This window comes from Cupriavidus sp. SS-3, assembly GCF_035818815.1.
Taxonomy (GTDB): domain Bacteria; phylum Pseudomonadota; class Gammaproteobacteria; order Burkholderiales; family Burkholderiaceae; genus Cupriavidus; species Cupriavidus taiwanensis_C.
In genome coordinates, this window is sequence record NZ_JAYLVT010000014.1 from 15165 (window position 1) to 39512 (window position 24348).

The window sequence follows — 24348 nt, forward strand, 5'->3', positions numbered from 1 at the left end:
GGCACCTAGGGGTTATCCCGCTGCCTATGTCCGGTCGGTGGCGCATAATGCTCGCCATGGGCGCAAAGAATGGGCGGACGACCCTGAGGACTTCGTCTAAGTTGTTGTTTTAACCGGAACGCACGTTTAGCATCTCGGCAAAATCGAACGACCATTCAGAAATTCAGGAGACGGTGCTATGGAAAGAATTTGGCTGAAACACTACCCGGCCGGCGTCCCTGCCGAGATCGATGCCAGCCAGTTCCGCTCGCTCGCTGCGCTGCTCGAGGCGTCATTCCACACCTATGCCGACCGCAAGGCCTTCATCTGCATGGACAAGGCCATCACCTACGGTGAACTGGACCGGCTCTCCTCTCACTTTGCCGCGTGGCTGCAGTCACGCGGGCTGCGTCCCGGCGCGCGCGTGGCGATCATGATGCCCAACGTGCTGCAATACCCGGTGGTGCTGGCCGCGGTGCTGCGCGCGGGATTCGTGGTGGTCAACGTCAACCCGCTCTACACCCCGCGCGAGCTCGAGCACCAGCTCAAGGACAGCGGCGCCGAAGCCATCGTGATCCTGGAGAACTTTGCCGCGACGCTGCAGCAGGTGCTGCCCCGGACCCCGGTCAAGCACGTGGTGGTGGCCAGCATGGGCGATATGCTGGGCGGGCTGAAGGGCGCGATCGTCAATTTCGTCGTGCGCAATGTCAAGAAGATGGTGCCGGCGTGGGAGTTGCCCAACTGCGTGCGCTTCAACAGCGTGCTGGCCGAAGGCCGCAAGCTGACGCTGCAGCCGGCCACCACCGGCCCCGACGACATCGCCTTCCTGCAGTACACGGGCGGCACCACCGGGGTGTCCAAGGGCGCGGTGCTGCTGCACCGTAACGTGGTCGCCAACGTGCTGCAGTCCGAGGCGTGGATGCAGCCGGCGCTGAACAAGGGCGCGCATATCGACCAGCCCATCACCATCACCGCGCTGCCGCTGTACCACATCTTCGCGCTGACGGTCTGCTGCCTTCTGGACATGCGCAGCGGCGGCACCAGCGTGCTGATCCCGAACCCGCGCGACATCCCGGGCTTCATCAAGGAACTGCAGAAGTACAAGTTCAACATGTTCCCGGCCGTCAACACGCTGTACAACGCGCTGCTCAACAACCCGGAGATCGGCAAGGTCGACTTCTCCGGCCTGCGCGTGGCCAACGGCGGCGGCATGGCGGTGCAGGAGGCGGTGGCCAAGCAATGGCTGGCCAAGACCGGCTGCCCCATCATCGAGGGCTACGGGCTGTCCGAGACCTCGCCGTCGGCCACCTGCAACCCGACCGACACCGACGCGTTCTCGGGCACCATCGGCATGCCGCTGCCGTCGACCGAAGTCGTGATCCGCGACGACGACGGCAACGACGTGCCGCTGGGCCAGCCCGGCGAGATCTGCATCCGCGGCCCGCAGGTGATGGCCGGCTACTGGAACCGCCCGGACGAGACCGCCAAGGTCATGACTCCGGACGGCTTCTTCAAGACCGGCGACATCGGCGTGATGGACGAGCGCGGCTACACGAAGATCGTCGACCGCAAGAAGGACATGATCCTGGTGTCGGGCTTCAACGTCTATCCGAACGAAGTCGAAGGCGTGGTGGCGGAGTGCCCGGGCGTGCTGGAAGTGGCGGCGGTCGGCGTGCCGGACACGCACTCGGGCGAGGTGGTCAAGCTGTTCGTGGTGAAGAAGGACCCGGGGCTGACCGAGGCCGACGTGATCGAATTCTGCAAGGAGCGCCTGACCGGCTACAAGCGGCCCAAGTACGTCGAGTTCCGCACCGAGCTGCCGAAGACCAACGTCGGCAAGATCCTGCGGCGCGAACTGCGCGACAGCCGCGCGGCAGCCTGATCCGGCCCTTCCGCCACGGCAAACGACAACGGCCTCCTTGGAGGCCGTTGTGCGTTCAGGCGGGGCCGTTCAGGCTCAGCACTCGTTCGACGGCGCCAGGCGCGCCTCCTGGCCGCCGTCGGGGTAGATCACGCGTACGCAGGCGCCAGGCTCCAGTCCCGGCGCCGCCGGTGCGTTGGCCGACACCATCGCGCCGTCCAGGGTGCGCACCTTGTACTGGAACAGGTCCACCTGCTGCACCGGCGCCGGCTTGCTGAACAGCCGGCTCAGGTCGAAGGCGAAGCCCACGCCCACGCCGCCGCCGCCGTGGCTGCCGCTCGCCGCACCCACGCCGACACTGGTGCCGCCGCCGTAGTAGGAAGGCACCTGGGCCACGTCCAGGCGGGTCAGGAACACCCTTTCCGTGACGTGGCCAAGCTTGATGGTGGCGTTCACCGGGGTGACCTGCGGTGGCTGCGGCGTGCTGCCGCATGCGGCCAGCACCGGCAGCGCGCCGCACAGGGTAAGGATGGCAAGCGGTTTCATGGCGAGATCAGGCCGGATTTGAGCCGGCCCAGCAGTCGGAACAAGGCGCGCCGGTCGGTCTCGGCCAGGCCCGAGAACAGTTGCCCGATCCAGTCCTCGTGCGCGCGCGCCATGCGCGAGAACGCGGCGCGCCCGGCCGGCGTCAGGCGGATCAGGTAGGCGCGCCGATCGGTGGGCAGGGCCTCGCGCGAGACCAGCCCTTCCTGCTGCAGCTGGTCGGTGATGCCCGTGACGTTGCCGCCGGTCACCATCATGCGGCGCGACAGTTCGCCCATCTTGAGCCCCTCGGGATGGCGGTCGAGCTGCGCCATCAGGTCGAAGCGGGGCAGGGTGCAGGCGAAGTCCTGGCGCAGCCGCGAGCGGATATCGGCTTCGATCAGGTTGGTGCAGGTCAGCAGCCGCAGCCACAGCCGCAGGGCCTCGTGCTCGGTGTGGTCGGCGCGGGTTTCGAGGTCGACCGGCGCGCTCTCGGCGCCGGCCGCAGGAGACAGGTTTGGCATCTTCGGTGCGGCCTGGGGTGGCAGGTGTGCGGCAAGCGCCGCCGGGGCCGCCCCACGCTGCGGGCGGCTGACATTTGATGCCTCAAGTATATGCGCGATATGTACCCGACAAGCGCCGCGGCCCTGCCGGCGATCAATTCAAGCCGATCCGGCCGAGTCCTGCCTCAATCCACCTTGGCGCCTGAATCCTTGACCACCTTGGCCCATTTCGCGGTTTCGGCGCGGATGAAGGCGGCGAACTGCTCTGGCGTGTTGCCGACCGGCTCGGCGCCCTGTGCCTGCAGCCGCTCGCGCACCGCCGGGGCGCCCAGCGCCTTGGCCACTTCCTGATGGATGCGCTGGATCACGTCCGGCGGCGTGCCCGCCGGCGCCAGCATGCCGAACCAGGAACTGGCCTCGTACTGCGGCAGGCCGGCCGCCTGGGCGATGGTGGGCACGCCCGGCAGCGCCGGCGACGGCCGGGCGCTGGTCACGGCCAGCGCCTTGAGCTTGCCGCTCTTGATCAGCGCCATCGACGACGGCAGGTTGTCGAACATCACCTGCATGGTGCCCCCCGCCAGGTCGGTCAGCGCGGGCCCGCTGCCCTTGTACGGGAAGTGCACCATGAAGGTCCGGGTTTGCGTCTTGAACAGCTCGCCGGCCAGGTGGATCGAGGTGCCGTTGCCGCTCGAGGCCATGTTGATCTTGCCGGGGTTGGCGCGCGCATAGGCGATCAGGTCCTTGACGCTGTCGATCTTGTGCTGCTGCGCAAACGCCGGATTGAGCACCAGCACGTTGGGCACCGCCGCCACCTCGGTGATCGGCGCGAAGTCCTTGATCGGGTCGAATGGCAGCTTGCCGTACAGCGACTGGTTGATGCCGTGGGTGCCGACCGTGCCCATCAGCAGCGTGTAGCCGTCGGGCGCGGCCTTGGCGACGATGTCGGCGCCGATATTGCCGCCGGCGCCCGGCTTGTTGTCGACCACCACGTTCCAGCCCGGCAGCTTGGCCAGCTCGGCCGCCACCGCGCGCGCCAGGATGTCGGTGGTGCCGCCGGCGGCAAAGGGCACCACCAGCCGGATCGGCTTGGCCGGATACGGGTCGGCGGCCAGCGCCGGCTGGCCGGCGAGCGCGCCGAGGCTGGCGGACAGCAGCAGCGCAACGACGCGCCGGCGAGTGGGTTGCATGCTTGGTCTCCCTGGGATTGGCCGCGGCACCTGACGGCGGCATGGTCAGTGCATTCTAGTTGGCACCCGCGACGGAGCCGATGAGGTGATGCCCTATGGCGTATCGTGGGGCGCGGTCCTGCCAATGAAAAAAGGCACCCGGAGGTGCCTTTCCAGTTCGAGCTTGGACTGCTTAGAACTTGTGGCGGATGCCGATGGCGGCGCCAATCATCTTGTCTTCGCCGGTACCCAGGAAGTAACCGTTGGCGAAGCTGATTGCCGAGGTGTCGAAGTTCAGGCCGGCGTTCTTCGAGAAGGCAGCGGTCAGGTAGACGTCGGTGCGCTTGGACAGGTTGTAGTCCGCGACAAACGAGATCTGCCAGGGGTTCTTGATGTTGTTGGTGGTGCCGGTGGCGGCCAGGTTCAGGTTCTTGACGTCGTCGTAGAAGTAGGCGAGCGTCAGGCCCAGCGCCGGGCTGACCTGGTAGTTGGCACCGACCCAGTAGTAGTTGTCCTTCAGGATGGTGTTGTCGTTGGGAGCCTTGTTCATGCCCCAGCGGTAGCCGGCCATCAGCTTGGCGGGGCCGAAGGCGTAGCTGGCGGCGACGGCCGCCTTCTTGAAGTCGCCGGTGCCGCCGGCGGCGTTCAGGGTCGGGTTGTACTGGTCGTAGGCCGCCGAAATGCCGAACGGGCCTGCTGCCCACGCCAGGCCGGCACCGTAGCCGGTGTCGCGGCGGAACTGGCCCGGGACCTCGCCGGCGCCGGCCACGCCGTTGCCGAACGACCAGTGGGCGATCCCCGTGACCGGACCGAACTTGCCGGTGTACTTGGCGGTGTTGTCCGAGCGGAAGTTAAGGCCCAGTTGCGCCACCACCGGTTCATACTGGGTGGCGTAGCCGGTCGGCGAGAAGTTGGCCATCATGTCGAACAGCGTGGTGTACTGGCGACCGAAGGTGAAGCGGCCGACCTGGGCACTTTCCAGGCCGACGTAAGCCTGACGACCGAACAGTCGGCCGCCTTGCTGCGACCTGCCGTCATCGAGACCGAAACCGCTTTCGAGCACGAACAGCGCCTTCATGCCGCTGCCCAGGTCTTCCACGCCACGCAGACCCCAACGCGAACCGGACAGGCCGCCAGAGGTCAGCCGGAAGACGTTTTCCGCCGGGCCGACTGCGAGGCCGTTGGCGAGCGACGGCGTGACGCTGGACATGTTGCTCACGTATTCGATGTTGGCATCGACCACACCGTACAGGGTCACGCTCGATTGGGCCTGCGCCGCCCCAGCAAATGCGCCAAGCGCTGCCAGCGCCAGAAGCGATTTCTTCATGCTCGTTGATCTCCACTGTAAGAATTATTGGTGACGGCGCGGGAGAACCTCCTGATGGTCTCCATCTCCCGTGCGTCAAACTTCCTTCGAAGTTGCGAAGTACTGTAACAAACAACTTTTCGTTCACCATTGGGGCCCAACCCCTTGTCTTGTTTTAACAACTCAGGGTTTCTGAGTAGCCGGGCGTATCAGCGCAAGGCGGGATGCGGGCTGGCGGCGATTAGAGGCAAGCTACAATACGGGTAATCCCGATGGCGCCCCGGCGTGCCGCGCCGCGGCCGCGCACCCCACCATGGCGGGGCTGGCCCGGGCACCGATTCCAACCGCCTCTGCGACATGGACACCCTGATCAAAGAATTCGACGTGGCCCTGCGCGCCATTGCCGGCGCCACGCGCTCGGCGCGCGCCAACCCGGCCGACCGGCTGGCGCCGGACACCGAACAGATGAGCGCCGAGGAGCGCAGCCATGTGGCCGGCCTGATGCGCATCAACCATGTCGGCGAGGTCTGCGCCCAGGCCCTGTACCAGGCGCAGAAGCTGACCGCGCGCAACGGCGCCGTGCGCGCCCAGATGGACGCCGCCGCGCGCGAAGAGGAAGACCACCTGGCCTGGTGCGCCGAGCGCCTGCGCGAGCTGGGTTCGCGTCCCAGCCTGCTCAATCCCCTCTGGTACGCCGGCGCCTTCGCCATCGGCTGGGTCGCCGGCCGCGCCGGCGATCGCGTCAGCCTCGGCTTCGTGGCCGAAACCGAGCGCCAGGTCGAGCACCACCTCGGCGGACACCTGGACCGCTTGCCCGAGTCCGACGGCCGCTCGCGCGCCATCCTCGAGCAGATGCGCGACGACGAGATCCGCCACGGCGATGCCGCGCGCGAGGCCGGCGGCCTGCCCCTGCCGGCGCCGGTGCGGGCGCTGATGCGCGGTGCCTCGCGCGTGATGACCACCGCCGCCTACCGCATCTGAGGTCCGCCGCCCGGGATCCGGCGTCTCCCGCCCAGCCCTGAATTCAGCAGGGCTGGCGGGCAATTGTTGTATCCTCGGGGCGCGCGCCGGGACAGGTCTTTTCCGCGCGGTCGGCAGTTCCTCCGCAAGTGGTTCTCAGGTGGTTTCTCTGCTTTCCTCCCTAAGATCTTCATTTCATTAAGGATTCACTTTCGCGGTGCGTGAGGTGTGCGCGCTAAGTCATTGTTCTGATTAAAAAAATCTCGTTTGCAGCCCCGCCTGCAGCCTTGACCGCCCATATCGCTTCCTCTAAAGTGGGAAATAGTGTGAGGAAGTGTATTTTTGTGTGAAATTGGGCCCCGGCCATGGGATGATTCTCACCATAGTCGGAACGGAAGGATTCACGCGCAGGCCGGCCGGCGAACCGTTCGCAGGGCCGGCGTGGACCGGGAGCGAGCTTGTTTCAGGGAGCATCGGCGCTGTCGCTGGATGCCAAGGGGCGGATGTCGATTCCGTCGCGGCATCGCGAAGCGCTGCAACAGCAGGCCGAGGGCCGGGTGACGCTGACCAAGCACCCGGATGGCTGCCTGCTGCTGTTTCCCCGGCCCGAGTGGGAAAACTTCCGCACGCGCATTGCAGCGCTGCCGATGGATGCGCACTGGTGGAAGCGCATCTTCCTGGGCAACGCCGCCGACGTGGAAATGGACGGCGCGGGCCGGGTGCTGATCGCACCGGAGCTGCGCAGTGCCGCCATGCTCGACAAGGAAGTCATGCTGCTCGGCATGGGCAGCCATTTCGAAGTGTGGGATGCCGCGACCTACGCCGCCAAGGAACAGCAGGCGATGGCGCAGGGCATGCCCGAAGCATTGAAGAATTTCTCTTTCTGAAGAGGTCATGAGTCCTACCGGAACCCCGGCAACCCCCGCCTTGCAGCATCGCACCGTGCTGCTGGACGAGGCCGTCGACGCCTTGGTCTGGCGGCCCGACGGGGTGTATGTCGACGGCACCTTCGGCAGGGGAGGGCACAGCCGGGCGGTACTGGCCCGGCTGGGGCCAGACGGGGCCCTGGTTGCGTTCGACAAGGACCCAGCAGCAATCGCAGAAGCGGGCACCATCAAGGATGCCCGCTTCTCCATTGAGCACGCGAGCTTTGCGGCCATGGCCGAGCGCCTGTCGGGGCGCGGCCATGTCGCCGGCGTGCTGCTCGACCTGGGGATCAGCTCGCCCCAGATCGATGAGGCGGCGAGGGGGTTTTCCTTTCGTTTCGAGGGCCCGCTGGACATGCGCATGGACACCACGCGCGGCATCACCGCCGCCCAGTGGCTGGCGCAGGCGGATGAGCAGGACATTGCCAGGGTGATACGAGACTATGGGGAAGAACGGTTTGCTGTACAGATTGCAAAGGCGATTGTTGCTCGCCGGAGCCAATCCGGCGATGGCGGACCCGTCGCCACTACTGCCGACCTTGCCGCGCTCGTGGCGAAAGCCGTCAAAACACGCGAGAAGGGTCAGGACCCTGCGACCCGCACCTTTCAGGCTCTACGGATTCACGTCAATCAAGAGCTTGAGGACCTCGAAAGAGGGCTGAAGGCGGCTTATGACCTGCTGCAGGTAGGGGGACGCCTGGTGGTGATCAGCTTCCATTCGCTGGAGGACCGCATCGTCAAGCGGTTCATGACGGCGCACGCCCGTCCCCAGCAGGATGCCGATCCGGCGCTGCGCCGTGCGCCGCTGCGTGCGGCCGACCTGCCGCAACCGACGCTGCGCCTGCTCGGCCGCTACAAGCCGGGCGCCGAAGAGGTGGCCGCCAACCCGCGCGCGCGCTCGGCGGTGATGCGCGTGGCCGAGAAGCTGGCCCCGGCCGGCGGAGGTGCGCGCGCATGAACCGCCTGACCTTCTTCCTGCTGGCCGCGCTGATCCTGTGCGCGCTGTCGCTGGTGAGCGCGCAGCACCAGGCGCGCACGCTGTTCGTCGCGCTCGAGCGCGCCCAGGCGGAAGAGCGGCAGCTCGATATCGACTGGTCGCGCCTGCAATACCAGCAGAGCGCGCTGGGCAAGAGCGCGCGCATTGCCGATGCGGCGCGCGCGCAGCTGAAGATGGCGCCGGTCAACCCCGGCAAGACCCAGTACCTGTCCGGCATCGTGCTGCCGCCGGCACCGTCCGCGCCGGCCAGCGCAGCGGAGGCGCGCTGATGAGCATGGCCCGCCCCAACCCGCCCCGCCGTGACCGTAACGGCACCGCCTCGCGCCCGCGCAGCGGCCAGTTCGCCGCCAGCCCGGTGCTGGGCCTGCGCCTGCCGATGTGGCGCTCCAAGCTGGTGGTGTTCCTGATGTTCGCCGCGTTTGTCGCGCTGGCCGTGCGCGCCGCGTGGATCCAGGGGCCGGGCAACCAGTTCTACGAGGCCGAGGGCAAGAAGCGCTTCCAGCGCACGCTGGAACTGCCGGCCACGCGCGGCAAGATCCTCGACCGCAACGGCCTGGTGCTGGCCACCAGCCTGCCGGTCAAGGCGATCTGGGCGGTGCCCGAGGACGTGCCCAACCAGGTCGAGGCGGCCAAGATCCGCCAGCTGGCCAGGCTGCTCGGCATGTCCGAGAAGGAACTGGGCAAGAAGCTGTCCGAGGACAAGGGCTTTGTCTACCTGAAGCGCCAGGTGCTGCCCGACGTCGCCGACAAGATCGCCGCGCTCAAGATCGACGGCATCCACCAGACCCGCGAATACAAGCGCTTCTACCCGGAAGGGGAGGCGATGGCGCATATCGTCGGCTTCACCAACGTCGAGGATCGCGGCCAGGAAGGGGTCGAGCTGGCGCGCGAGAGCGGCCTGGCCGGCCGCGCCGGCGCGCGCCAGGTGATCAAGGACCGGCTCGGTCGCGTGGTCGAGGACATCGGCGTGCTCAAGACCCCGCGCGACGGCGAGGACATCCAGCTGTCGATCGACGCCAAGATCCAGTACCTGGCCTACAACGAGCTCAAGGCCGTGGTCGACAAGCACAAGGCCAAAGCCGCCAGCGCGGTGGTGCTCGACGCCCAGACCGGCGAAGTGCTGGCGCTGGCCAACTGGCCCACCTACAACCCCAACGACCGCACCCGGCTGTCCGGCGAGCAGCTGCGCAACCGTGTGCTGACCGACACCTTCGAGCCCGGCTCGATGATGAAGCCGATCACGGTCGGCCTGGCGTTGCAGCTCAAGCGCGTGACGCCGTCCACGGTGATCACCACCACCGGCAAGTACAACTTCGAAGGCGCCACCATCAGCGATACCCACAACTACGGGGCGCTGACGGTGAGCGGCGTGATCCAGAAGTCGAGCAACATCGGCACGACCAAGATCGCGATGATGATGAAGCCGCAGGAAATGTGGGACATGTACACCAGCATAGGCCTTGGCCAGGCGCCCAAGATCGGCTTCCCCGGCGCCGTGGCCGGCCGCGTGCGCCCATACAAGAGCTGGCGCCCGATCGAGCAGGCCACCATGTCGTACGGCTACGGCCTGTCGGTGTCGCTGTTCCAGATGGCGCATGCCTACACCATCTTCGCGCATGACGGCGAGCTGATCCCGGTGTCGATGTTCCGCACCGGCGGCCCCGCCACCGGCGAGCGCATCCTGTCGCCCCAGGTGGCGCGCGACGTGCGCGCCATGATGGAGACCGTGACCGCGCCCGGCGGCACCGCCCCCGAGGCGCAGGTGATGGGCTACCGCGTCGGCGGCAAGACCGGCACCGCCTACAAGCATGAAGGCCGCGGCTACAACCGCAGCAAGTACCGCGCCTCGTTCATCGGCCTGGCGCCGATGTCCAACCCGCGCATCATCGTCGCCGTCAGCGTGGACGAGCCCACCGCCGGCAGCCACTACGGCGGCCTGGTCGCCGGCCCGGCGTTCGCCGCCATCACCGGCGGCACGCTGCGCGCGCTGAACGTCCAGCCCGATTCGCCGATCCGCCAGCTGGTGGTCAGCGACAAGGTGCAGGAAAGCGAACCGTGGAGTTCGACCCAATGAGATCGACCCGATGACGGCCAAGCCCCTGCTCCCCCTCGAGGTCACCGCCCAGGCCAGCAACGCGCTGGCCTGGCTGCGTACCAACGTGGCCGCCTCGGCGCAGCTGAGCGGCGATACCCGGCGCCTGGCGCGCGGCGATGTGTTCTTCGCCTACGTGCTGGGCAACAACCGCCTCGCCACCGACGGCCGGCCCTATATCGCCCAGGCGATCGCCGCCGGCGCCGGCGCCGTGGTCTATGAGGCCGACGGCTTCGACTGGCCCTTCGGCGACGTCGTGCCGCATCTCGCCGTAAGCCGCCTGCACCAGCTGGCCGGCCCGATCGCCGCCGGCTGGCTCGGCAACCCGGCGCGCGGCCTGGCCGTGACCGGCATCACCGGCACCAACGGCAAGACCTCGTGCAGCCAGTGGCTGGCGCGGGTGCTGCAGGCCGCCGGCACGCGCTGCGCGACCATCGGCACGCTCGGCACCGGCTTCCCGGACGCGCTGCAGGCCACCGGCTTCACCACCCCCGACGCGGTGCAGCTGCAGGCCAGCCTGGCCACGCTGCACGATGCCGGCGCGCGCGCCGTGGCGATGGAAGTGTCCTCGCACGGCCTCGAGCAGGAGCGCGTGGCCGGCACGCATTTCTCGGTGGCGGTGCTGACCAACCTGACCCAGGACCACCTCGATTACCACGGCTCGATGGCCGAGTACGAGGCCGCCAAGGCGCGCCTGTTCCGCTGGGACGGCCTGCGCACCGCGGTGATCAACCGCGACGACGGCATGGGCCAGCGCCTGCTGGCGGCCGACGCCGTGGCCGTGGCCGCGCCGCACGTGATCGAATACGGCATCGATGGCCCCGCCGGCGCCCCGGTGCGCGGCCCGCGCGGCGCATGGCTGCGCGCCACCAACGTGCGCGCCACGGCCACCGGCACCGCCTTCCATATCGACGGCAGCTTCGGCCACGCCGAGATGGCGACGCCGATGATCGGCGCCTTCAACGTCAGCAACCTGCTGGCGGTGCTGGGCGCGGCATTGGCCAACGGCGTGGCGTGGGACGCGGCGATTGCCGCGCTGCGCGCGCTCGCGCCGGTGGAAGGACGCATGGAGCTGTTCGGCGCCGGCCACGACGCCGCGCAGGCGCCGCTGGCGGTGGTCGACTATGCCCACACCCCCGACGCGCTGGCCCAGACGCTGGCTGCACTGCGCCCGGTGGCGCAGGCGCGCAACGGCCGCCTGTGGTGCGTGTTCGGCTGCGGCGGCGACCGCGATCCGATCAAGCGCCCGCTGATGGGCGCCGTGGCCGAGCGCCTGGCCGACGAGGTCGTGCTGACCAGCGACAACCCGCGCAGCGAAGACCCGCAGGACATCCTCGACGCGATTGCCGACGGCATGGCCGAGCGCGCGCGCGGGCGCCAGATCGAAGACCGCGCCGCCGCCATCCTCTATGCCGTGCGGCACGCCGCGCCGGCCGACGTGGTGCTGGTGGCGGGCAAGGGCCACGAGGCCACCCAGGAGATCCAGGGCCGCAAGCGGCCGTTCTCGGATCGCGAACACGTACGGCTGGCACTGGCCACGCGCGGAGTATCGGCATGAGCCAGACCACCATGACCACCTTGCAGCAGGCCGCCGGCTGGATCGCCGGCGCGCGCATTCGCGGCGACGGCGCCGTGCCGTTTGCACGCGTGCATACCGACAGCCGCAGCGTCGAGCCCGGCGATCTGTTCGTGGCGCTGCAGGGCGAGCGCTTCGACGCGCACGACTTCATTGCCGACGTGGTCGCGCGTGGCGCGGCTGCGGTGCTGGTCAGCCGCGAGGTCGACGCCGCGGTGCCGGCCATCGTCGCGCCGGACACGCGCCTGGCGCTGGGCCAACTGGGCGCCGGCTGGCGCCGTCAGTTCACGCTGCCGGCGGTGGCGGTGACCGGCAGCAATGGCAAGACCACGGTCAAGGAAATGATCGCGGCGATCTTTGCCGCGGCCGTCGGCGAAGACCAGCGCCTGGCCACCGGCGGCAACCTGAACAACGATATCGGGCTGCCGCTGACGGTGCTGCGCCTGCGCGCCACGCACAGGCTGGCGGTGCTGGAACTCGGCATGAACCATCCGGGCGAGACGGTCTACCTGGCCGGCATCGCCCAGCCCACCGTGGCGGTGATCACCAACGCGCAGCGCGAGCACCAGGAGTTCATGGTCAGCGTGGAAGCGGTGGCACACGAGCACGCCGCCGCGATCGCGGCGCTGCCTGCCGACGGCGTGGCGGTATTCCCGCTCGACGCGGAAAGCGGCGGCGCCTACGCCCCGGTGTGGCGCGCGGCCGCGGGCACGCGCCGCGTGCTGTCGTTCGGCACCTCGCAGCAGGCCGACGTGCATGCCACCGTGGAACTGGTCGACGGCGTGCAGGTGATGAAGGTGCGCGCGCCGGGCCATGCCTTCGAGGTGCGGCTGGCGCTGCTGGGCGAGCACAACGTGCGCAACGCGCTGGCGGCGATCGCCTGCGCGCTCGCCGCGGGCGTGCACGTGCCGGCCATCCAGGCGGGCCTGGCGGAGTTCAAGCCCGTGAAGGGGCGGCTGCAGGTCAAGTACACGCCGGCCGGCACCGTGGTGATCGACGACACCTACAACGCCAACCCCGACTCGATGCGCGCCGCCATCGATGTGCTGGCCGGCTTTGCCGCGCCGCGCGTGCTGGTGCTGGGCGATATGGGCGAAGTGGGCGACCAGGGGCCGGCGTTCCACGAAGAGATCGGTGCCTACGCCCAGGCGCGCGGCATCGACGTGCTGTGGGCCACCGGCGATCTGGCGCTGCACGCGGTGCAGGCGTTCGGCGCCAACGGCCGCCATTTCGGCAGCGCGCAAGACCTGGCAAAGGCCTTGGAGGAAGACAGCGGGGGCATGGTGGCGCAAGCGGGCGCCGTGCTGGTGAAGGGATCGCGCTTCATGCGCATGGAACGGATGGTCGCGGCGCTGGTCGCAGACACTTCCGCACACTAAATAAGACAACACGATGTTATTGGCTCTGGCCCAGTGGCTGCAAAACGACTACAGCTTCCTCCGGGTCGTCAACTACCTGACTTTCCGCGCGGTGATGGCCAACGTCACCGCGCTGGTGATCGGCCTGGCGTTCGGGCCGTGGGTGATCCGCAAGCTGACCGAGCTGAAGGTCGGCCAGGCGGTGCGCACCATCGGCCCGCAGACCCATCTGGTCAAGTCCGGCACGCCCACCATGGGCGGCGTGCTGGTGCTGGTGTCGATCGCCGTGTCGACGCTGCTGTGGTGCGACTGGGGCAACCGCTTTATCTGGGTGGTGATGCTGGTCACGTTCGGCTATGGCGCGATCGGCTGGGTCGACGACTACCGCAAGGTGGTGTATCGCGACCCGCGCGGCATGTCGAGCCGCGAGAAGTTTTTCTGGCAGACGCTGATCGGCCTGGTGGCCGCGGTCTACCTGGCGTTCTCGGTGTCCGAGAGCAGCAATGTGCGGGTCTGGGAGCTGTTCCTGAACTGGGTCGAGGGCGGGCTGTCGCTGGACATGCCGTACAAGTCCAACCTGATCGTGCCTTTCTTCAAGGAGATCAGCTACCCGCTGGGCGTGGCCGGCTTCATCGTGCTGACCTACCTGGTGATCGTGGGCTCGAGCAACGCGGTCAACCTGACCGACGGCCTGGACGGACTGGTGATCATGCCGGTGGTGCTGGTCGGCGGTGGCCTGGGCGTGTTTGCCTATGTGATGGGCAACGCGGTCTACAGCAAGTACCTGCTGTTCCCGCATATCCCGGGCGCGGGCGAGCTGCTGATCTTCTGCTCGGCGCTGGGTGGAGCGGGGCTGGCGTTCCTCTGGTTCAACGCGCATCCGGCGCAGGTGTTCATGGGCGACGTGGGCGCGCTGGCGCTGGGTGGCGCGCTGGGCACGGTGGCGGTGATCGTGCGGCAGGAGATCGTGCTGTTCGTGATGGGCGGCATCTTCGTGGTGGAAACGCTGTCGGTGATGGCGCAGGTCACGTGGTTCAAGATCACCAAGCGGCGCTATGGCGAAGGCCGACGGCTGTTCCGCATGGCGCCGCTGCATCACCATTTCGAGTTGGGCGGCTGGAAGGAAACGCAGGTTACGGTGCGCTTCTGGATCATCACCATGCTGCTGGTGCTGATCGGGTTGTCGACGCTGAAGCTGCGTTAAGGAAGGCGCTGCGCTGAAGAGGCGCGGCTTTATCGTTACAGGAAACCAAAGGCAGGAAATCGAAGTGTTTGGCGAGCTGCAAAAACCTCATGTGCTGGTACTGGGCCTCGGCGAGTCGGGGCTGGCCATGGCGCGCTGGTGTGGCCTGAACGGCTGCGCGGTGCGCGTGGCCGACACGCGCGAGGCGCCCGCCAACCTTGTGTTCCTGCAGGCCGAACTGACTTCGGCCGAATTCGTCGGCGGCCCGTTCGCCGAGAGCCTGCTCGACGGCATCGGCCTGGTGGCGATCAGCCCCGGCCTGTCGCCGCTAGAGGCCGCCACCGGCGCGCTGCTGGCCGCGGCGCAGGCGCGCGGCATCCCGGTGTGGGGCGAGATCGAGCTGTTCGTGCGCGCGCTGCGCCACCTCGAAGCCGAGTCCGGCTATGCGCCGAAGCTGCTGGCGATCACCGGCACCAACGGCAAGACCACCACCACCGCGCTGACCGGCCGCCTGGTCGAGCGCGCCGGCAAGAGCGTGGCGGTGGCGGGCAATATCAGCCCGTCGGCGCTGGACAAGCTGTCGGCCTGCATCGCCTCGGCGTCGCTGCCGGAGGTCTGGGTACTGGAGCTGTCGAGCTTCCAGCTTGAAACCACCCATACGCTGGCGCCGCATGCCGCCACCGTGCTCAACGTGACGCAGGACCACCTTGACTGGCACGGCTCGATGGAAGCCTATGCCGCGTCCAAGGCGCGCATCTTCGGCCCGGCCGGTCACGCGTGCGTGCAGGTGCTGAACCGCAACGACCGCCTGACGCTGGACATGACGCGCCCGGGCTCGACCCCGGTGACCTTCGGCATCGATCTGCCCGAAGTGCCGGGCAGCTTCGGCATCCTGCGCGAGGGCGGCATGCCCTGGCTGGTGCTGGCCGAGCCCGATCCCGACGCGGAAGGGGAGGGCAAGCCGCGCCGCCGCAAAGCCGTGGCCGAGGCCGCGCCGGAAGCGGTGCCGGTGCGCCACAAGCGCCTGATGCCGGCCGACGCGCTGCATATCCGCGGCATGCACAACGCCACCAACGCCATGGCGGCGCTGGCGCTGTGCCGTGCCATCGACCTGCCGCTGAACGCGCTGCTGCACGGCCTGCGCGAATACCGCGGCGAGCCGCACCGGGTGGAGTGGGTCGCCACCATCGACGACGTCGAGTATTTCGACGACAGCAAGGGCACCAACGTGGGCGCCACCGTGGCCGCGCTGTCGGGCCTGGACAAGCGCGTGGTGCTGATCGCCGGGGGCGAGGGCAAGGGGCAGGATTTCTCGCCGCTGGCCGCGCCGGTGGCGCAGTACGCGCGCGCGGTGGTGCTGATCGGCCGCGCCGCGGCCGAGCTGCGCGATGCGCTGCAGGGCAGCGGCGCCAGCCTGGTCGACGCCGCCACGCTGGAACAGGCGGTGACGCAGGCCGCCGCGCTGGCCCAGGCCGGCGATGCGGTGCTGCTGTCGCCGGCGTGCGCCAGCCTCGACATGTTCCGCAACTACGTGCATCGCGCCGAGGTGTTCCGCGGCGCGGTGGAAGAACTGGCGCTGTCCCGGGGGATCCTGCCATGAGCGATGCACAGGTCAAGCGCAGCGGTTTTATCGGCGCCACCATCGGCAATGCCTGGGGTGGCCTGCGCGACGCGGTGTCGGGCGTCAAGCCGACCCGCTCGCGCATGATGGAGTACGACCAGCCCATGCTGTGGGTCTCGATCGTGCTGCTCGCGCTCGGCCTGGTGATGGTCTACTCGGCCTCGATCGCGCTGCCGGACTCGCCGCGCTACGCCAACTATCGCGAAAGCCACTTCCTGCTGCGCCACGCGTTCGCGCTGGGGATCGGGCTGTCGGTGGGGCTGGCCGCGTTCCAGGTGCCGGTCAAGGTATGGGACCGCTACGCGCCCAAGCTTTTCATCCTTGCCCTGATCCTGCTGGTGATCGTGCTGGTGCCGTTCGTGGGCAAGGGCGTGAACGGCGCGCGGCGCTGGATTCCGCTGGGGGTGATGAACTTCCAGCCGTCCGAGCTGATGAAGCTGGCGGTGGTGCTGTACGCCGCCAACTACACCGTACGCAAGCAGGAGTGGATGCAGACCGTGTCCAAGGGCTTCCTGCCGATGGGCGTGGCGGTGGTGGTGGTGGGCCTGCTGCTGCTGCTCGAGCCCGACATGGGCGCGTTCCTGGTGATCGCCGCGGTGGCGATGGGCATCCTGTTCCTGGGCGGCATCAACGGCAAGCTGTTCGCCGGGCTGGTCGGGGTGGCGGTGGGCGCGTTCGCGCTGCTGATCACCGCGTCGCCCTGGCGGCGCGAGCGGATCTTTGCCTACCTGAATCCATGGGAAGAGAGCAACGCGCTGGGCAAGGCCTACCAGCTGACGCATTCCTTGATCGCGTTCGGGCGCGGCGAGTGGACCGGCGTGGGGCTGGGCGGCAGCATCGAAAAGCTGCACTACCTTCCCGAAGCGCACACCGACTTCATCCTCGCCGTGATCGGCGAGGAATTCGGCTTTATCGGCGTGCTGGTGGTGATCGTGCTGTTCTACTGGCTGGTGCGGCGCGCCTTCAATATCGGCCGCACCGCGCTGCAGCTGGACCGCACCTTTGCCGGCCTGGTGGCCAAGGGCATCGGCGTGTGGATCGGCTGGCAGACCTTTATCAACATGGGCGTGAACCTGGGCCTGCTGCCGACCAAGGGGCTGACGCTGCCGCTGGTCAGCTATGGCGGCTCGGGCATCCTGATGAATTGCGTGGCGCTAGCGATCCTGCTGCGCATTGATTATGAAAACCGGGTGTTGATGCGCGGAGGCAAGGTATGACGCAGCCGCGTACCCTGCTCGTAATGGCCGGCGGCACCGGGGGACATGTGTTCCCGGGGCTGGCGGTCGCGCACGCGTTGCGCGAGCAGGGCTGGAACATCGTCTGGCTGGGCAACCGCACCGGCATGGAAGCCACGCTGGTGCCCAAGCACGACATCCCGATGGAATTCATCCAGTTCGGCGGGCTGCGCGGCAAGGGGCTGGTGACCAAGTTCCTGCTGCCGCTGAACCTGCTGCGCGCGTTCTGGCAGAGCATCGCCGCGCTGCGGCGGGTGCGTCCGAGCGTGGTGCTGGGCATGGGCGGCTATATCACCTTCCCGGCCGGCATGATGGCCTCGCTGCTGGGGCGGCCGCTGGTGCTGCACGAGCAGAACTCGATCGCCGGGCTGGCCAACAAGGTGCTGGCCAAGGTGGCCGACCGCGTGCTGTGCGCGTTCCCGGATACGCTCCCCGGCGGCGAATGGACCGGCAATCCGGTGCGCGAGGAACTAGCGCGCCTGGACGCGCCCGAGTCCCGCTACGACCAGCGCACCGGCCCGCTGCGCATCCTGGTGGTGGGCGGCAGCCTGGGCGCCGCGGCGCTGAACGAGGTGGTGCCGAAGGCCGTTGCGCTGCTGCCGCAGGACCAGCGCCCGGTGGTGACGCACCAGGCGGGCGCAAAGCAGATCGACACGCTGCGCGCCAACTATGCCGCGTCGCAGGTGCCGGCGCAGACGCTGCCGTTCATCGACGACATGGCGCGCGCCTATGCCGATGCCGACCTGGTGATCTGCCGCGCCGGCGCGATGACGGTGTCGGAAGTGGCCGCCGCAGGTGTGGCGGCGCTGTTCGTGCCGTTCCCGCATGCGGTGGACGACCACCAGACCACCAACGCACAGTTTTTGTCGAGCCAGGGCGCGGCCCTGCTCGTGCAGCAGCAAGACCTGACGGCCGCGGGCCTGGCGCAGACCATTGCCAGCCTGACCCGGCCGCAGTTAAAGGACATGGCGCGCCTGGCGCGCGGACTGGCCAAGCCTGAGGCAACCCGGCGCGTCGCCGAGGTATGCAGCGAGCTGGCCAGGGACTGAAGTGAGCGAAGCAGCAATCCAATGAAGCATATCGTCAAGAACATCCACTTCGTGGGCATCGGCGGCGCCGGCATGAGCGGCATCGCCGAGGTCCTGCTGAACCTGGGATACAAGGTCTCGGGCTCGGACGTGGGCAACAATGCCGCCACGCGGCGCCTGGCGTCGCTGGGCGCCACCGTCATGCACGGCCACGACGCCGCCAACGTGAGCGGCGCCAACGCGGTGGTGGTGTCGACCGCGGTCAGCGGCGACAACCCCGAAGTGCTGGCCGCGCGCAGCCAGCGCATCCCGGTGGTGCCGCGCGCGGTGATGCTGGCCGAGCTGATGCGGCTGAAGCAGGGCGTGGCCATCGCCGGCACGCACGGCAAGACCACCACCACCAGCCTGGTGGCTTCGGTGCTGGCCGAAGGCGGCCTCGATCCCACCTTCGTCATCGGCGGCCGGCTGAACTCGGCCGGCGCCAACGCGCGCCTGGGCACCGGCGATTTCATCGTGGCCGAGGCCGACGAATCGGATGCCTCGTTCCTGAACCTGTTCCCGGTGATCGAGGTCATCACCAATATCGATGCCGACCACATGGACACCTACGGGCACGACTTCGCCCGGCTCAAGCAGGCGTTCATCGAATTCACCCAGCGGCTGCCGTTCTACGGCATCGCGGTGCTGTGCGTGGACGACCCGAACGTGCGCGAGATCCTGCCGTTCGTGTCCAAGCCGGTGGTGCGCTACGGCTTTGCCGAAGACGCGCAGATCCGCGCCGTCGATGCGCGCGCGGTCGACGGCCAGATGCACTTCACCGTGCTGCGCCAGCTGAACCAGCACGCCGAGCCGCCGCTGGAGATCGTGCTGAACCTGCCCGGCATGCACAACGTGCAGAACGCGCTGGCGGCGATCGCCATCGCCACCGAGCTGGAGGTGCCCGATGCCGCCATCGTCAAGGCGCTGCGTGAATTCCACGGCGTCGGCCGCCGCTTCCAGCGCTACGGCGAGGTGGCTACGCCGGACGGCGCCGGCACCTTCACGCTGGTGGACGACTACGGCCACCACCCGGTGGAAATGGCCGCCACGCTGGCCGCCGCGCGCGGCGCCTTCCCCGGGCGCCGCCTGGTGCTGGCGTTCCAGCCGCATCGCTTTACCCGGACGCGCGATTGCTTTGAAGACTTCGTCAAGGTGCTGGGCACGGTCGATGCCCTGCTGCTGTCCGAGGTCTATGCCGCCGGGGAGACCCCGATCGTCGCCGCCGACGGCCGTGCGCTGACCCGCGCGCTGCGCGTGGCCGGCAAGGTCGAACCCGTTTTCGTGGAGCAGATGGAAGAGATGCCGCAGGCCATCCTGAATGCCGTACGGCCCGGCGATGTGGTCGTGACCATGGGCGCGGGCTCGATCGGCGGTGTGCCCGGCCAACTGGTGTCGCACCAGCAACCGCTGCAAGGGAGCCAGGCATGAGCTTCGTCGCCCATCCCAATATCGATCCCAAGTCGCTGGGCAAGGTCGGCGTGCTGCTGGGCGGTCGCTCGGCCGAGCGGGAAATCTCGCTGATGTCGGGCAACGGCGTGCTGGCCGCGCTGCAGTCGCGCGGCGTCGACGCGCACGGCTTCGACCCCGGCCTGCAGGGCGTGGCCGAACTGGCGGCGGCCGGCTTTGACCGCGTCTTCATCGCGCTGCACGGCCGCTACGGCGAGGACGGCACCATCCAGGGCCTGCTCGAGCAACTGGGCGTGCCGTACACCGGCAGCGGCGTGCTGGCCTCGGCGCTGGCCATGGACAAGCAGGCCACCAAGCGCCTGTGGATGACGCACGGCCTGGCCACGCCGCGCTTCGCCATGCTGCATGCCGGCACCGACTTTGACGCCGTGGCGGCCGACCTGGGCCTGCCGCTGATCGTCAAGCCGGCGCGCGAAGGCTCGTCGATCGGCCTGACCAAGGTCACCGCCGCGGACCAGATGCGCGCCGCCTTCGACAAGGCCGCGGCGCTGGACAACGACGTCATCGCCGAGACCTTTGTCGACGGCGCCGAGCTGACCTGCCCGGTGGTGGGCGAGGGCGATACCGCCGAAGCGCTGCCGGTGATCCGCATCGTCGCGCCCGAAGCCAACTACGACTATCAAAATAAGTACTTTACTGACGATACCCAATACTTGTGTCCGTCGGGCCTGGATGCCGAAGTCGAACGGCAGGTGCAGGCGCTGGCGGTGCAGGCCTACCGCGTGCTGGGCTGCCGCGGCTGGGCGCGCGCCGATGTGATGCTGCGCGCCGACGGCACGCCTTTCCTGCTCGAGATGAATACCTCGCCCGGCATGACCGGCCATTCGCTGGTGCCGATGGCGGCGCGCGCGGTTGGCATCAGCTACGAGGACTTCGTGCTGCAGGTGGTGGCCGCCGCCACGCTGGACCTGCATCCCAACGAGCATTGGAAACCCGAATAACTTCACCCGACAGGACCGCACCGGACCATGTGGCATAACGCACGCCTGCTCAACCTGATCGCCTCCACGCTGTATGCGGTGGTGGCGCTGATGGCGCTCGCGGCGGGCCTGCTGTGGCTGGCGCAGCGGCCGGTGTTTGCCATCACGCACGTGGAGATCGGGCCGATGGACGGCGGCGCCCTGCGCCACGTGAACGCGCCGAGCGTGCGCGCCAGCGCGCTGGGCAAGCTGAGCGGCAACTTCTTCACGCTGGACCTCAACGCGGCGCGCCAGGCGTTCGAGTCGGTGCCGTGGGTGCGGCGCGCCAGCGTGCGGCGCGAATGGCCCAACGGCCTGGCGGTCGAGGTCGAGGAACACGAGGCGCTGGGAACCTGGGGCGCGCCCGACAGCGGCCGCCTGATCAACACCTATGGCGAGATCTTTGTCGCCAACACCGCCGAGGCGGAAGAGGACGCGCAGCTGCTGGCGCTGGACGGTCCGCCGGACAGCGAAGGCGATGTGATCGAGAAGCTCGAGGTCATGCGCCAGTGGTTCAAGCCGCTCAAGGCCGAGCCGCTGGCGGTGGCCCTGTCCGGCCGCTACGCCTGGCGGGCGCGCCTGTCCAACGGCATGGAGGTCGAGCTGGGCCGGGAGCAGAACGAGGAGGACCGCACCGCGATGGACCAGCGCGTGCGCCGCTTCGTCGCGGCCTGGCCGCAGGTCACGCAGCAGTGGGGCAGCCAGATCGAATATGCCGACCTGCGCTATCCGAACGGCTTTGCCATCCGTGCCGCCAACGCGCGCTTCCTGACCGAGGCGCAGATCGCGGCGGCGGTGCGGGCCGAAAAGGCCGAGCGAGCGGCCAAGGCGAAGGCGGCGAGCGCGGCGACCAGCGCCGCCCGGCCGGGGGCGGCCGCAACGGTTTCAGGTACATCCAACAACAATCCGACGCGACTGAAGAGCAAGAACGCGGAGAAAACCCGATGAGCAAGGAATACAAGGACCTGTTGGTCGGTCTCGATATCGGCACCTCGAAGGTGGCGGCCGTGGTGGCGGAACTGCGCCCCGACGGCAGCTACGAGGTGATCGGGATGGGCCAGTCTGAGTCCAAGGGTCTGAAGAAAGGGGTCGTGGTCAACATCGAGGCCACCGTGCAGTCGATCCAGAAGGCGCTGGAAGAGGCCGAGCTGATGGCCGACTGCAAGATTTCGGAGGTCTTCACCGGCATTGCCGGCAGCCATATCCGCAGCTTCAATTCCAGCGGCATGGTGGCGATCAAGGACAAGGAGGTCACGCAGACCGACGTGGCGCGCGTGATCGAGACCGCCAAGGCGGTCAATATCCCGACCGACCAGCAGATCCTGCACATCCTGACGCAGGAATTCATCATCGACGGCCAGGAAGACGTGCGCGAGCCCATCGGCATGAGCGGCATCCGCCTGGAAGTGAAGGTGCATATCGTCACCGGCGCCGTCAGCGCCGCGCAGAACATCGTCAAGTGCGTGCGCCGCTGCGGGCTGGAAGTGCACGACCTGATCCTGCAGCCGCTGGCGTCGAGCCTGGCGGTGCTGACCGAGGACGAGAAGGAACTGGGCGTGGTGCTGGTCGACATCGGCGGCGGCACCACCGACATCGCCATCTTCAGCGAAGGCGCGATCCGCCATACCGCCGTGATCCCCATCGCCGGCGACCAGATCACCAACGATATCGCGATGGCGCTGCGCACGCCGACACCGGACGCCGAGGACATCAAGATCCAGTACGGCATCGCCAAGCAGGCGATCGCCGACCCGGAAGACATGATCGAGGTGCCGGGCGTGGGCGACCGCGGCACGCGCACGCTCAGCCGCCAGGCGCTGGCCGCGGTGATCGAGCCGCGCATCGAAGAGCTGTACTCGCTGGTGCACCAGGTGGTGCGCGAGTCCGGCTATGAAGAACTGTTGTCGTCGGGCGTGGTCATCACCGGTGGGACCGCGATGATGCCGGGCATGGTCGAGCTGGGCGAGGACATTTTCCTCAAGCCCGTGCGCGTCGGCGTGCCCGAGTATCGCGGCAACCTGCACGAGGTGGTGAAGAGCCCGCGCTACGCGACCGTGATGGGCCTGCTGCTGGAAGGCCGCGTGCAGCGCATGCGCGGGCGCAAGGTGGCGGTGCAGAGCGGGTCGGTCAAGCAGGTGTGGACCCGCATGAAGGAATGGTTTGTCGGCAATTTCTGATCGATGCGGAAATTGACGCGCTAACGATGCAACGGCGCGCGGGCAGGGCGGTCTACCGGACAGGCCGGCGTGCCAGATGGAAGTTTTCTGATTTTCTTTTTTTGGTTTCTTGTTCAGAAACCAGGGGTTGCGGCGGGGAGGCCGCATCGTCTGGGGACTGATTTTTCTCGGAGGCAGTGATGGACTTTGACATGATCGAAACGGAAGTGATGGACGGCACCATCATCAAGGTGGTCGGCGTGGGCGGCGCGGGCGGTAACGCCGTGCAGCACATGATCAGCCGCGGTGTCCAGGGCGTTGAATTCATCTGCATGAATACCGACGCCCAGGCGCTCAAGCGTTCCACCGCTTCGCGCGTGCTTCAACTCGGCAATACGGGCCTGGGCGCTGGCGCCAAGCCGGAAGTCGGCCGCGGTTGCGCGGATCAGGCCCGCGAGCAGATCGCCGACGCGCTGCGCGGCGCGCACATGGTCTTCATCACTGCCGGCATGGGCGGCGGCACCGGCACGGGCGCCGCGCCGATCGTCGCGCAGGTGGCCAAGGAGATGGGCATCCTGACCGTGGGCGTGGTCAGCAAGCCGTTCGACTTCGAAGGCGCGCGCCGCGCCAAGGTGGCCGAGCACGGTTCCAGCGAGCTGGAATCGAGCGTCGACTCGCTGATCGTGGTGCTCAACGAAAAGCTGTTCGAAGTGATGGGCGACGACGCCGAGATGGACAAGTGCTTCCAGTGCGCCGACGACGTGCTGCACAACGCGGTGGCCGGCATTGCCGAGATCATCAACGTTGACGGCCTGGTCAACGTCGACTTCGAAGACGTCAAGACGGTGATGGGCGAGCAGGGCAAGGCCATGATGGGGACGGCCACCGTGTCGGGCGTCGACCGCGCCCGCCTGGCGGCCGAGCAGGCCGTGGCCAGCCCGCTGCTGGAAGGCGTGGACCTGTCCGGCGCGCGCGGCGTGCTGGTCAACATCACCGCCAGCCGTTCGCTCAAGCTGTCGGAAACCAAGGAAGTCATGAACACCATCCGCAGCTACGCCGCGGAAGATGCGACCGTGATCTTCGGTACGGTGTACGACGATTCGATGAGCGATGCGCTGCGCGTGACCGTGGTCGCGACCGGCCTGGGCCGCTCGGCCAAGAAGCAACAGCCGATGACGCTGCTCAAGACCGGCACCGACAACATGCCGGTTCAGATGATGGCCAACATGGCCGCCACCGCCGCGCAGCACAGCTCGCCGGACTACAGCAACCTGGATACGCCGGCAGTGTGGCGCAGCTCGCGTGAGTCGGCATCGGCCCACGTGGCGGCGCTGCAGGAAAAGGGTGTGGATACGTACGACATCCCGGCCTTCCTGCGCAAGCAGGCAGACTGAAGCCTGCCTGGCGCGGCATC

Annotated in this window: 21 protein-coding genes; 17 read left to right on the forward strand and 4 right to left on the reverse strand. The window is 68.1% G+C overall.

Annotated features, from left to right (window positions below; translation table 11 throughout):
- The first annotated feature begins 178 nt into the window (after positions 1–178).
- Positions 179–1861: a long-chain fatty acid--CoA ligase gene (locus U9J39_RS20705; protein WP_326347924.1), complete on the forward strand. Its 1683-nt coding sequence runs from the start codon at positions 179–181 to the stop codon at positions 1859–1861.
- 75 nt (positions 1862–1936) lie between these two features.
- Here U9J39_RS20705 and U9J39_RS20710 read toward each other — a convergent pair whose 3' ends face one another.
- From U9J39_RS20710 to U9J39_RS20725, 4 genes are all read right to left on the reverse strand, one after another.
- Positions 1937–2386: a hypothetical protein gene (locus U9J39_RS20710; RefSeq protein ID WP_115710926.1), complete on the reverse strand. Its 450-nt coding sequence runs from the start codon at positions 2384–2386 to the stop codon at positions 1937–1939.
- A complete protein-coding gene (locus U9J39_RS20715) occupies positions 2383–2886 on the reverse strand; it encodes a MarR family winged helix-turn-helix transcriptional regulator (RefSeq protein WP_062801825.1) in 504 nt (167 codons plus the stop codon). Before U9J39_RS20715 ends, U9J39_RS20710 begins: the two co-directional genes overlap by 4 nt.
- Before the next feature lie 164 nt (positions 2887–3050).
- Positions 3051–4052: a Bug family tripartite tricarboxylate transporter substrate binding protein gene (locus U9J39_RS20720; RefSeq protein ID WP_115710924.1), complete on the reverse strand. Its 1002-nt coding sequence runs from the start codon at positions 4050–4052 to the stop codon at positions 3051–3053.
- A gap of 172 nt (positions 4053–4224) precedes the next feature.
- Complete coding sequence (locus U9J39_RS20725) at positions 4225–5358, reverse strand: porin (protein WP_115681201.1); 1134 nt, start codon at positions 5356–5358, stop codon at positions 4225–4227.
- A 336-nt stretch (positions 5359–5694) separates the two neighbouring features.
- Between U9J39_RS20725 and coq7 the strand changes: the two genes are divergently transcribed.
- The 16 genes from coq7 to ftsZ all read left to right on the forward strand — a co-directional run bounded on the left by coq7 (position 5695) and on the right by ftsZ (position 24328).
- Positions 5695–6318 (forward strand): 2-polyprenyl-3-methyl-6-methoxy-1,4-benzoquinone monooxygenase, encoded by a 624-nt coding sequence (gene coq7 / locus U9J39_RS20730; protein ID WP_326347925.1) that lies wholly within the window; start codon positions 5695–5697, stop codon positions 6316–6318.
- A gap of 437 nt (positions 6319–6755) precedes the next feature.
- The gene (gene mraZ, locus U9J39_RS20735; protein WP_018006227.1) at positions 6756–7184 is read left to right on the forward strand and encodes a division/cell wall cluster transcriptional repressor MraZ; all 429 of its coding nucleotides are present in this window, start codon (positions 6756–6758) and stop codon (positions 7182–7184) included.
- A 7-nt stretch (positions 7185–7191) separates the two neighbouring features.
- The gene (rsmH, locus tag U9J39_RS20740; protein ID WP_115710920.1) at positions 7192–8181 is read left to right on the forward strand and encodes a 16S rRNA (cytosine(1402)-N(4))-methyltransferase RsmH; all 990 of its coding nucleotides are present in this window, start codon (positions 7192–7194) and stop codon (positions 8179–8181) included.
- On the forward strand, positions 8178–8489 hold the full coding sequence (ftsL, locus tag U9J39_RS20745; protein WP_018006229.1) for a cell division protein FtsL: 312 nt from the start codon (positions 8178–8180) through the stop codon (positions 8487–8489). The genes rsmH and ftsL overlap by 4 nt, the downstream gene beginning before the upstream one ends.
- Positions 8489–10294: a peptidoglycan D,D-transpeptidase FtsI family protein gene (locus U9J39_RS20750; protein ID WP_326347926.1), complete on the forward strand. Its 1806-nt coding sequence runs from the start codon at positions 8489–8491 to the stop codon at positions 10292–10294. Before ftsL ends, U9J39_RS20750 begins: the two co-directional genes overlap by 1 nt.
- 10 nt (positions 10295–10304) lie before the next feature.
- Complete coding sequence (locus tag U9J39_RS20755) at positions 10305–11870, forward strand: UDP-N-acetylmuramoyl-L-alanyl-D-glutamate--2,6-diaminopimelate ligase (protein ID WP_326347927.1); 1566 nt, start codon at positions 10305–10307, stop codon at positions 11868–11870.
- Positions 11867–13267, forward strand: a complete 1401-nt coding sequence (locus U9J39_RS20760) for a UDP-N-acetylmuramoyl-tripeptide--D-alanyl-D-alanine ligase (RefSeq protein WP_326347928.1) — start codon at positions 11867–11869, stop codon at positions 13265–13267. Before U9J39_RS20755 ends, U9J39_RS20760 begins: the two co-directional genes overlap by 4 nt.
- Positions 13268–13280: 13 nt before the next feature.
- Positions 13281–14450 carry a phospho-N-acetylmuramoyl-pentapeptide-transferase gene (gene mraY / locus U9J39_RS20765; RefSeq protein ID WP_012353957.1) on the forward strand — a complete coding sequence of 390 codons (1170 nt, stop codon included), beginning with the start codon at positions 13281–13283 and terminating at the stop codon, positions 14448–14450.
- A gap of 64 nt (positions 14451–14514) precedes the next feature.
- Entirely contained in the window at positions 14515–16029 is a 1515-nt protein-coding gene (murD, locus tag U9J39_RS20770) for a UDP-N-acetylmuramoyl-L-alanine--D-glutamate ligase (protein ID WP_326347929.1), read from the forward strand.
- A complete protein-coding gene (ftsW, locus tag U9J39_RS20775) occupies positions 16026–17267 on the forward strand; it encodes a putative lipid II flippase FtsW (RefSeq protein WP_018006235.1) in 1242 nt (413 codons plus the stop codon). Before murD ends, ftsW begins: the two co-directional genes overlap by 4 nt.
- Entirely contained in the window at positions 17264–18334 is a 1071-nt protein-coding gene (murG, locus tag U9J39_RS20780) for an undecaprenyldiphospho-muramoylpentapeptide beta-N-acetylglucosaminyltransferase (protein WP_115710909.1), read from the forward strand. The genes ftsW and murG overlap by 4 nt, the downstream gene beginning before the upstream one ends.
- Positions 18335–18355: 21 nt before the next feature.
- Positions 18356–19780, forward strand: a complete 1425-nt coding sequence (gene murC / locus U9J39_RS20785) for a UDP-N-acetylmuramate--L-alanine ligase (protein WP_115681194.1) — start codon at positions 18356–18358, stop codon at positions 19778–19780.
- Entirely contained in the window at positions 19777–20760 is a 984-nt protein-coding gene (locus tag U9J39_RS20790; RefSeq protein ID WP_326347930.1) for a D-alanine--D-alanine ligase, read from the forward strand. The genes murC and U9J39_RS20790 overlap by 4 nt, the downstream gene beginning before the upstream one ends.
- A gap of 27 nt (positions 20761–20787) precedes the next feature.
- Positions 20788–21726, forward strand: a complete 939-nt coding sequence (locus tag U9J39_RS20795; RefSeq protein WP_115681192.1) for a cell division protein FtsQ/DivIB — start codon at positions 20788–20790, stop codon at positions 21724–21726.
- On the forward strand, positions 21723–22955 hold the full coding sequence (ftsA, locus tag U9J39_RS20800; RefSeq protein ID WP_012353950.1) for a cell division protein FtsA: 1233 nt from the start codon (positions 21723–21725) through the stop codon (positions 22953–22955). Before U9J39_RS20795 ends, ftsA begins: the two co-directional genes overlap by 4 nt.
- Before the next feature lie 179 nt (positions 22956–23134).
- Positions 23135–24328: a cell division protein FtsZ gene (gene ftsZ, locus U9J39_RS20805; protein WP_092306216.1), complete on the forward strand. Its 1194-nt coding sequence runs from the start codon at positions 23135–23137 to the stop codon at positions 24326–24328.
- Positions 24329–24348 lie beyond the last annotated feature (20 nt).

Coding starts and splice junctions, on each gene's coding strand:
- U9J39_RS20705 (WP_326347924.1), top strand. CDS start 179: ATGGAAAGAATTTGGCTGAAACACTACCCGGCCGGCGTCCCTGCCGAG.
- U9J39_RS20710 (WP_115710926.1), bottom strand. CDS start 2,386: ATGAAACCGCTTGCCATCCTTACCCTGTGCGGCGCGCTGCCGGTGCTG.
- U9J39_RS20715 (WP_062801825.1), bottom strand. CDS start 2,886: ATGCCAAACCTGTCTCCTGCGGCCGGCGCCGAGAGCGCGCCGGTCGAC.
- U9J39_RS20720 (WP_115710924.1), bottom strand. CDS start 4,052: ATGCAACCCACTCGCCGGCGCGTCGTTGCGCTGCTGCTGTCCGCCAGC.
- U9J39_RS20725 (WP_115681201.1), bottom strand. CDS start 5,358: ATGAAGAAATCGCTTCTGGCGCTGGCAGCGCTTGGCGCATTTGCTGGG.
- coq7 (WP_326347925.1), top strand. CDS start 5,695: ATGGACACCCTGATCAAAGAATTCGACGTGGCCCTGCGCGCCATTGCC.
- rsmH (WP_115710920.1), top strand. CDS start 7,192: ATGAGTCCTACCGGAACCCCGGCAACCCCCGCCTTGCAGCATCGCACC.
- ftsL (WP_018006229.1), top strand. CDS start 8,178: ATGAACCGCCTGACCTTCTTCCTGCTGGCCGCGCTGATCCTGTGCGCG.
- U9J39_RS20750 (WP_326347926.1), top strand. CDS start 8,489: ATGAGCATGGCCCGCCCCAACCCGCCCCGCCGTGACCGTAACGGCACC.
- U9J39_RS20755 (WP_326347927.1), top strand. CDS start 10,305: ATGACGGCCAAGCCCCTGCTCCCCCTCGAGGTCACCGCCCAGGCCAGC.
- U9J39_RS20760 (WP_326347928.1), top strand. CDS start 11,867: ATGAGCCAGACCACCATGACCACCTTGCAGCAGGCCGCCGGCTGGATC.
- mraY (WP_012353957.1), top strand. CDS start 13,281: ATGTTATTGGCTCTGGCCCAGTGGCTGCAAAACGACTACAGCTTCCTC.
- ftsW (WP_018006235.1), top strand. CDS start 16,026: ATGAGCGATGCACAGGTCAAGCGCAGCGGTTTTATCGGCGCCACCATC.
- murG (WP_115710909.1), top strand. CDS start 17,264: ATGACGCAGCCGCGTACCCTGCTCGTAATGGCCGGCGGCACCGGGGGA.
- murC (WP_115681194.1), top strand. CDS start 18,356: ATGAAGCATATCGTCAAGAACATCCACTTCGTGGGCATCGGCGGCGCC.
- U9J39_RS20790 (WP_326347930.1), top strand. CDS start 19,777: ATGAGCTTCGTCGCCCATCCCAATATCGATCCCAAGTCGCTGGGCAAG.
- U9J39_RS20795 (WP_115681192.1), top strand. CDS start 20,788: ATGTGGCATAACGCACGCCTGCTCAACCTGATCGCCTCCACGCTGTAT.
- ftsA (WP_012353950.1), top strand. CDS start 21,723: ATGAGCAAGGAATACAAGGACCTGTTGGTCGGTCTCGATATCGGCACC.
- ftsZ (WP_092306216.1), top strand. CDS start 23,135: ATGGACTTTGACATGATCGAAACGGAAGTGATGGACGGCACCATCATC.